Here is a 7,958-nt window from a genome sequence, read left to right as displayed (position 1 = left end):
GGCGGGGGCCGGCTCCTCCATTCCGGTCAGGGCGCGGTTCACCCACCGGTAGCGCAGCCGTGTGTCCAGCACCGCGACGCCGATCGGCGACTGCTCCAGCAGCCCGCGCGCGGCGGCCTGGAACAGCGCCTGGCGCCGCCTGTCCGCCGCGTCCCCCGCGACGACCAGCCAGGTGGGCTTGCCCGCCGGCGAACTGAGGGGACACACCCGCACGGCGAGCCGCACGGTGTGCCCCGCCCGGTGGCGCACCGTGATCATGCCCTCGCCGCCCCGGTCGAGGCGGCGCAGCCAGGCCGTCACCCCGGCCGGATCACCGTCCGCCAGCAGTGCCGCGGCCGGACGCAGCAGCACCTCGCGGGCCGGGTGGCCGAGCAGGTCCTGGGCACCCCGGCTCCAGTGGACGATCAACCCCTCGGCGTCGACGACCGCGACAGCCGTGGACGTGACATCGAACGGATCGCCGGGCCACGCGGCGTTCGACGCACCGTAGACGCCCATGTGCTCATCCCCATCCACGGGCAGGACCCCCACCGGCACATTTTCCCATCGGGGCACCCGTCGCGCCGCCCGGGAGATCCCCGCGGAGCGCACCAACGTCCCGGGACAGCACACCTACGGCCGCGCCAGCGCCCGCAGCGCGTCGTCGGTCAGCCGGTACACCGTCCACTCGTCCTGCGGGCGGGCGCCCATGGCCTCGTAGAAGTCGATCGCCGGACGGTTCCAGTTCAGGACGGACCACTCCAGGCGCTCGTAGCCGCGCTCGACGCAGATCCGGGCCAGCTCCGTCAGCAGCGCCTTGCCGTGGCCGCCGCCGCGGGCCTGCGGGCGCACGTAGAGGTCCTCCAGGTAGATGCCGTGCACGCCCCGCCAGGTGGAGAAGTTGAGGAACCACAGCGCGAAGCCGACGACCTCGCCGTCGGCGTCCTCGGCCACATGCGCGTACGCCGCCGGACGCTCGCCGAACAGCGCCTCGGTGAGCTGCTGCGGTGTCGCCCGGGCCTCGTCGGGTGCCTTCTCGTAGGCGGCGAGTTCGCGGATCAGGGTGTGCAGGACGGGGATGTCGGCGGGCGTCGCGGTACGGATCATGGGCGGCAGTCTCACACAGCGGGGCCGGGCCGCACCGGCCGGGGCAGCGGCCGCGGCCGGTGGGCAACTTACGGGCCGGGTCGGGTGTGTGCACCTTCCGGGCGGGCCGAGTGTCTTGTGCGGTACGGGGAGCGATCGGGACGTCCACGCGGGCTGAGCGGCCGGGGGTGCGCCGGAGGACACGCCGGACGAACGCCGGACGGCCGGCCCCGCCCGCTGAGGGAGGACCGGCCGTCCGGCGTGCCCCCTCCGCCGGGGGCCGGTGCTCAGCGGGTCCTGATCAGGCCGCCGGTGCCGGGAACGTCGGGTACTCCACGCCCGAGACGTACTGGACGACGCGGATGACCTGGCACGAGTAGCCGAACTCGTTGTCGTACCACAGGTAGAGGATCGCGTTGTCGCCGTCGACCTTGGTGGCCCCGGCGTCGACGATCGAGGCGTGGCGCGAGCCGATGAAGTCGCTGGAGACCGCGTCGGGTGCGCTGATGAAGTCGATCTGCCGCTTGAGCGGCGAGGTCAGCGAGACCTGGCGCAGGTGGTCGAGGACCTCCTCGCGGGTGGTCTCCCGCGCCAGCTGCAGGTTGAGGATGGCGATCGAGACGTCCGGCACCGGCACGCGGATCGAGCTGCCGGTGATGCGCGCCTTGAGGTCGGGCAGCGCCTTGGCGACGGCGGAGGCCGCACCGGTCTCGGTGATGACCATGTTGAGCGGCGCGCTGCGGCCGCGACGCTCGGACTTGTGGTAGTTGTCCAGCAGGTTCTGGTCATTGGTGAAGGAGTGGACGGTCTCCACGTGGCCGCGCCGGACCCCGAACTCGTCGTCCATCGCCTTCAGTGGCGGGACGATGGCGTTGGTGGTGCACGAGGCGCAGGACAGGATCCGCTCGTCCGGCTTGATGGTGTCGTGGTTGACGCCGTGCACGATGTTCGGCACGTCGCCCTTGCCCGGCGCGGTCAGCACGACCTTCGCGATGCCGGGGCGCAGGTGCTGCGAGAGGCCCTCGCGGTCGCGCCACTTGCCGGTGTTGTCGATGAGGATGGCGTCCTTGATGCCGTACGCCGTGTAGTCCACCTGCTTCGGGTCGTCGGCGTAGATCACCCTGATCTCGTTGCCGTTGGCGACGATCGTGCTGGTCGCCTCGTCCACGGTGATGGTGCCCTGGAACTGGCCGTGGATGGAGTCGCGGCGCAGCAGCGAGGCGCGCTTGACGAGGTCCTCGCCGGCCCCGCCGCCGCGCACGACGATGGCGCGCAGCCGCAGGCCGTTGCCGGAGCCGGCCTTCTCGATGAGCAGGCGGGCGACCAGGCGGCCGATGCGGCCGAAGCCGTAGAGGACGACGTCGCGCCCCTGGCGGCACTCGATCTTGTTGGCGCCCGTGGCTCCCGCGACGGCCTCGGCGGTGAACTCCTCCACGGACAGGCCGCGGTCGTCGTCCTTGTACGTCGCGGCCAGCATGCCGATGTCGATCTGGGACGGGCCCAGGTCGAGCGTGGTGAGGGCCTTGAGGAACGGCAGGGTCTCGGTGACCGACAGCTCCTCGCCGGCGATCTGCCGGGCGAAGCGGTGGGTCTTGAGGATGCTCACCACCGACTTGTTCACCAGGGAGCGGCTGTGCAGCAGGACGGTGACGTCCCGCTCCCGGTGCAGCTTCCCGATCATCGGGATCATCGACTCCGCGATCTCCTCGCGGTGCTTCCAGTTGGTGAACGAGTCGTCGTTGACAGTCACAGATCTATCTTTCGAGCTAGGGGGCGCTCATATGCGCCCACATGCTAACCCGATGAGATGTTGATCAACCACGGGGTGTGTCGAAGATCGCCCCGCACGCCAACGGCGGGCTGTCACCCTGCTGTTCCACCGTGACGGCCCGCCGTCGCGTCGGGGACGCGCGCCCGGGAGCAGTGGCGAGCCCCACGACGCCTCGGGTCAGTGGCGCGGGCGCCCGGGCGCCTCGACTCAGTCGCGCGGGTGTCGGGACACTCCGACCGTCAGTCCCATGGCGGCCAGCCCCAGGAGCGTCACGACCGCGCCCAGACAGACGTTGTTCCAGATGATCCCGGCGCGTGCGGTGTGTGCGGCGGTCACCACCCACGGCGAGATGATCAGCCACACGCCCAGCGGTGCGAGCGCCCAGCCCATGCGGAACATCCGCTCGGGCGCCAGCGCGGTGCCGAGCCCGATCAGGCCGATGGTGATGCCGACGAGCAGGCTGTTGACCGTGATGTCCGACTGCGGGAAGAAGTGCACCACCCAGGGGGAGATCGCGGCGTACAGACCCGACAGGACGATCAGGCCCTCCAGCGCGATCCCACGGCCGCTGGACGCCGCGTGCTCGAGCCGCTCGCGCATCTCGGTCAGCTCCGGGTGGGTGCCCATGTCGGTGGAGTGCTGCGGATACGACATCGTTGCCGTCTCCTCTCCATGAGATGTGTGTCGGTCACTGCGCCGGTTTCCCAGGTACGTCCCGCCCACCGGGGTTTTGTCCCGCTTTTCGAGTGAGGTGGGTCACGTCGGGCGGTGGCCCGGGGTGACCGCTGCCAGGGCCGGGACGCGGACGCTACTCCTCGGCGCCGGGCTCGGGGGCCTGCGGGCCGGGGGTCGGCGGCCCGGAGCGCAGGTCGTCCGCCTCCTTCTCCAGGGTGCCGGCCGTCACGGCGGCGGCGGCCTTCACCCGGTTGCGCCCGGCCAGCGCGAGCAGCGCGGCGCACGAGCCGTAGACACCGGTCAGCGTCGCCGCGGCCCGGCCGCGCGGCATGACCGCCTCCAGGCCGCGCAGCACCGTCTGGTGCGCCGACCACAGCGCCAGGACCCCGCAGACGCCCGCACCCGCGAACAACGCACCGCCGACGCCGAACCGGCGCACAGCGGCCAGCAGGTCGTCCCGCATCGCCCTGACCTCGTCACGTGCCAGCTCCGCGGCGTCCCGGCCCAGACGGGCCGCGGCGTCGCCCATCCGGCCCGCGCCCGAGGACGCGTCGCCGCCCGGTGCACTCATGGTCGCCTCCTGCTCTCGTCCTCACGTCTTCACGTCTCGTGTCTCCACGTCTTCGCGTCCTGCGTGCGCGGTCGCCCCGCCGGGGCGGTGGCCCGGACGCGCTCAACCGGGTGCCACCGCCGGGCAGGGAGAAACGCGGTGCGGGGCGGCACGGTCGGTGCCGAGGCCCGCGCGGTCGGGAGTGGACCTGGGCGGGTCGGGCGCGGGAGCTGGGCCGGTCGGGTGCGGGGCCGAGGCGGATCGGGTGCGGGCCTGGGCCGGTCGGGTGCGGGGCCGAGGCGGATCGGGTGCGGGCCGAGCGTCGGGATCGCGTGTGCCCGGGCGACGCCAGGGGTACTTCGAGCGCTCGGACCTCCCCCCAGGACTCAGCGGAACGGAGGCAGACCCATGGCCCTTTCCCTGATGCGGCAGGACGCCGTCGACGTCCTCACCCGGCAGCACGCCCAGATCCGGCGGGGGTTCTACCGTGCGGCGCTGCCCGGCCCCGGACGCCGCCGGGCCTTCGAACGGCTGATGCGGCTGCTCGCGGTCCACGAGGCGGCCGAGGAGGCACACGTCCACCCCGTGGCCCGTCGCGTCCTGGCGTCCGGCCCGGCACTCGCCGCCCGCCGGCGCCAGGAGGAGAAGGAGGCGAAGGAACTCCTCGTCGGCCTGTGGCACACCGGACCCTACGGCAAGGGCTATCTGCGCCGGCTGAACGAGGTCCGCCGCGCCGTGCTCGCCCACGCCGCCCGCGAGGAGCGCGAGGAGTTCGCGGCGCTGCGCCGGGCGGTCGGCTCCCGCCGGCTCCGGCTCCTGGGCGCCGAGGTCCGCATGACCCAGGCGTACGCCCCGACCCGGCCGCACCGCTGGGTGAACGACGAAGCCACCAACAAGCTGGCGGCACCCCTGCTCGGCCCGTTCGACCGGGCCCGTGACCTCGCCCGCCAGGCCGCGCGCCGCCGCTGACACGGACGAGCCGGGCGCCGTGGCCGACACCGGCGGACCGGCCACCACCGTTGACCGCCGGCCTGGGCGCGCCGGGCGCCATCGCTGCCCCCGGAGGGCCGGGCGCCACCGCTGACACCGCCGGCCGCGGGCGGGCCGGGGGCGTTCACCCCACTGTCCCCGCTCGGCGCGCGGCCCGCGGCCGGCGGTGTGAGCCTGGTGCGGGGGCGGACGGGGGCGGCCCACCCTCCCGAGGAAAGGTGCGATGGACGCCATCGAGTTGTTGAAGCACGACCACCGCATGGTGGAGCAGCTGTTCCGCGACTACCACGCCGCCGCCAACGAGACGCAGCGCCGCGCGGTGGTCGAGCTGACGATCCGCGAGCTGTCCAAGCACGCCGCGCTCGAGGAGATGATGTTCTACCCGATGGCCCGCAAGGTCCTCCCGGACGGCGGGCGGAGGATCGACGAGCACCTCGTCGAGCACATGGCCGTCAAGAAACTGCTGCACGCCCTGGACAAGCTGCCCTCCGGCGACACGCGCGAGGCCGACCTCATGGACCAGCTCAGGAGGGAGGTCGAGGAGCACGTGCGCGAGGAGGAGGGCGAGCTGATGCCCGAGGTGCGCGACCACGCGCCCCAGGAACACCTGGAGCGCCTCGGCCGGCTGCTGAAACAGGCCAAGCAGGGGGCCCCGACCCGGCCGCACCCGCACGCGCCGGACCGTCCTCCGGGGCTGACGGTGCTCGGCCCGGTGGCCGCCGCCTACGACCGAGTCCGCGACCGTCTCCAGGGAAGGCCGAGCACATGACCGTACAGAGCGGCACCGTCGAGGTGAGCCAGGAACCCGAGGGGGCTCACGAGAGAGCCGGTTTCGACGAGATCCACATCCTCTGGATCTCCGAGGGCATGAGCTGCGACGGCGACACCGTCTCCATGACGGCGTCGGGCCAGCCGGCCATCGAGGACCTGGTGCTCGGGCTGATCCCAGGACTGCCCAAGGTGCACCTGTACAACAAGGTGCTCTCGCCGAGCCTGGGCGGCGAGGACTTCCTCGCCCCCTACCGCGCGGCGGCCCGGGGCGAACTGGCCCCGTTCATCCTCGTCATCGAGGGCTCGATCCCCAACCAGAACATCATCGAGGACGGCGGCTACTGGACCTCCTTCGGCAACGACCCCGACACCGGCGAACCGCTCACCCTCAACTGGTGGATCGACCAGCTGGCGCCCAAGGCGTGGGCGGTCGTCGCGGCCGGTACCTGCGCGACGTACGGCGGCATCCATGCGATGGCGGGCAACCCCACCGGCTGCATGGGCCTCGCCGACTACCTCGGCTGGGACTTCAAGTCCCAGGGCGCCCTGCCCGTGGTCAACGTGCCCGGCTGCCCGATCCAGCCCGAGAACTTCATGGAGACCCTGACCTGGGTGCTCTACCACGCCGCGGGCTCGGCGCCGCCCCCGCCGCTGGACCACATGCTGCGCCCGCAGTGGCTGTTCGGGAAGACGGTGCACGAGGGCTGCGACCGCGCCGCCTACTACGAGCAGGCCGACTTCGCCAGGGACTACAACTCGCCCAAGTGCCAGGTGAAGGTGGGCTGCTGGGGGCCCGTGGTCAACTGCAACGTGCCCAAGCGCGGCTGGATGGCCGGCATCGGCGGCTGCCCGAACGTCGGCGGGATCTGCATCGGCTGCACCATGCCGAGCTTCCCCGACGCCTTCATGCCGTTCATGGACGAGCCCACGGGCGGCAGCCTGTCGTCCGTGCTCATCAAGCCCTACGGCGCCTTCATCCGGCGGCTGCGCGGCATCACCAGCATGGCGGTGAACAAGGAACCCAAGTGGCACCACAACGGGCCGGAGCTGACGACCGGTTACGACCCGCACTGGCGCCCCTGAACGAGGGACCGGCCCGGAGCGGATCACGGCTCGGAGCAGATCACGGCGCCGAGCGGATCACGCCACGGAGCGGTCACGGCAAGGAGCGGATCATGGGCAGGATCAGAGTCGGCAGGCCCGACGTCAGGCCCGACACCCCGACCCACGTCCCCGGACTGCATCAGGGCAACTTCGGCCCCTACCGACGGCAGCCCGGCCACCACCGGGACGGCACCTCCGACGCCCGGCGGTCCACGGGCATCCACTGGAAGAAGCACAACGCGATCATGAAGATCATGCCGAACATCTCCCCCGGGTGACCGGCCGGACCACGGCACGGGCAGGACGAGCAGAAGCAGGAGCACGAGCAGAGCACAAGCACGAGCAGGAGCAGGAGCAGGACGGACGAGGGAAGGAACGGGCATGACGGCCCAACGTGTGCTGGCGGCGCAGATCGCCGTGGTCGGCGGAGTGGCGCTCGCCCTGCTGGTGAAGGAGATCCCCGGCATCGTGCGCGAGGTGCGCATCTGGCGGATGGTCGGCCTCCGCGCGGGCTCCCGTCGCCCGCGCTGACGGCCGTACCCGTACGGGGTGCCGGACTCCGCGGCGAGCAGCGCCGGCTGCCCCGGGAGGAGGACCGAGCAGAAGGAGAGGACATGGGCTCCAGCGGGCAGCACCCGCACACCCGAATACGGATGACGGGGACCGGCACGTGGTCGGTGCTCACGGCGAGTTTCGCGGCCACGCTGGGCATGGTGGTGTGCCTGGCCGTCACCCTGCCGCCCCTGTGGGCGCTGCAGAGCCTGCTGCGGAAGGAGCTCTGGCCGTCCCCGGCCTGGGTGCCGCCGCTGGCCAGCTGCGCGGTCGTCGTGGTCCCGTTGTTCGCGACGGTGTGCGCCTTCCTGTTCAACATCACCTCCCGGTGCAGCGGCGGACTCGCCCTGACCCTGACCGGGGACACCCCTGCCGCGACACCCGCCCGGGACCGGGAGGCCGGTGACGGGGAGGCGAGGACGGCCGGCCCGGGTCCGGGCGGGTGTCGCGGCAGGGGTGTCCCCGGTCAGGGTCAGGGCG

Annotated in this window: 11 protein-coding genes; 6 read left to right on the top strand and 5 right to left on the bottom strand. The window is 72.4% G+C overall.

The genetic code is table 11. The features are described 5' to 3' along the window. The 5 genes from GV126_RS29280 to GV126_RS29260 all read right to left on the bottom strand — a co-directional run. On the bottom strand, window positions 1-498 hold a 498-nt coding region (locus tag GV126_RS29280), incomplete at its 3' end, for a PAS domain-containing protein (protein WP_159672369.1). A gap of 114 nt (window positions 499-612) precedes the next feature. Then, window positions 613-1,086: a GNAT family N-acetyltransferase gene (locus GV126_RS29275; protein WP_159672367.1), complete on the bottom strand. Its 474-nt coding sequence runs from the start codon at window positions 1,084-1,086 to the stop codon at window positions 613-615. Window positions 1,087-1,366: 280 nt separating this feature from the next. Then, entirely contained in the window at window positions 1,367-2,815 is a 1,449-nt protein-coding gene (locus GV126_RS29270; protein ID WP_159672365.1) for a glyceraldehyde-3-phosphate dehydrogenase, read from the bottom strand. Between the two features lie 228 nt (window positions 2,816-3,043). After that, window positions 3,044-3,490, bottom strand: a complete 447-nt coding sequence (locus GV126_RS29265) for an SPW repeat protein (protein WP_159672363.1) — start codon at window positions 3,488-3,490, stop codon at window positions 3,044-3,046. A gap of 154 nt (window positions 3,491-3,644) precedes the next feature. After that, window positions 3,645-4,082, bottom strand: coding sequence for a phage holin family protein (locus GV126_RS29260; protein ID WP_159672361.1), 438 nt, complete (start codon window positions 4,080-4,082; stop codon window positions 3,645-3,647). A 387-nt stretch (window positions 4,083-4,469) separates the two neighbouring features. On the opposite strand from GV126_RS29260, the gene GV126_RS29255 reads away from it, so the two are divergent. The 6 genes from GV126_RS29255 to GV126_RS29235 form a co-directional block, all read left to right on the top strand. After that, window positions 4,470-5,030, top strand: a complete 561-nt coding sequence (locus GV126_RS29255) for a hemerythrin domain-containing protein (RefSeq protein ID WP_159672358.1) — start codon at window positions 4,470-4,472, stop codon at window positions 5,028-5,030. Window positions 5,031-5,274: 244 nt separating this feature from the next. Continuing rightward, the gene (locus GV126_RS29250; RefSeq protein ID WP_159672356.1) at window positions 5,275-5,820 is read left to right on the top strand and encodes a hemerythrin domain-containing protein; all 546 of its coding nucleotides are present in this window, start codon (window positions 5,275-5,277) and stop codon (window positions 5,818-5,820) included. After that, entirely contained in the window at window positions 5,817-6,905 is a 1,089-nt protein-coding gene (locus GV126_RS29245) for an NADH-quinone oxidoreductase subunit B family protein (RefSeq protein ID WP_159672354.1), read from the top strand. Before GV126_RS29250 ends, GV126_RS29245 begins: the two co-directional genes overlap by 4 nt. A gap of 92 nt (window positions 6,906-6,997) precedes the next feature. After that, complete coding sequence (locus GV126_RS29240) at window positions 6,998-7,204, top strand: hypothetical protein (RefSeq protein ID WP_159672352.1); 207 nt, start codon at window positions 6,998-7,000, stop codon at window positions 7,202-7,204. 103 nt (window positions 7,205-7,307) lie between these two features. Continuing rightward, window positions 7,308-7,457, top strand: a complete 150-nt coding sequence (locus tag GV126_RS35920; protein WP_185948403.1) for a hypothetical protein — start codon at window positions 7,308-7,310, stop codon at window positions 7,455-7,457. Between the two features lie 83 nt (window positions 7,458-7,540). Beyond that, window positions 7,541-7,958: hypothetical protein (locus GV126_RS29235; RefSeq protein WP_159672350.1), on the top strand; the 418-nt coding region annotated here is incomplete at its 3' end.

It is taken from the genome of Streptomyces mexicanus, assembly GCF_902506575.1.
Taxonomy (GTDB): Bacteria; Actinomycetota; Actinomycetes; order Streptomycetales; family Streptomycetaceae; genus Streptomyces; species Streptomyces mexicanus.
This window is presented reverse-complemented; position numbering and strand designations above follow the sequence as displayed.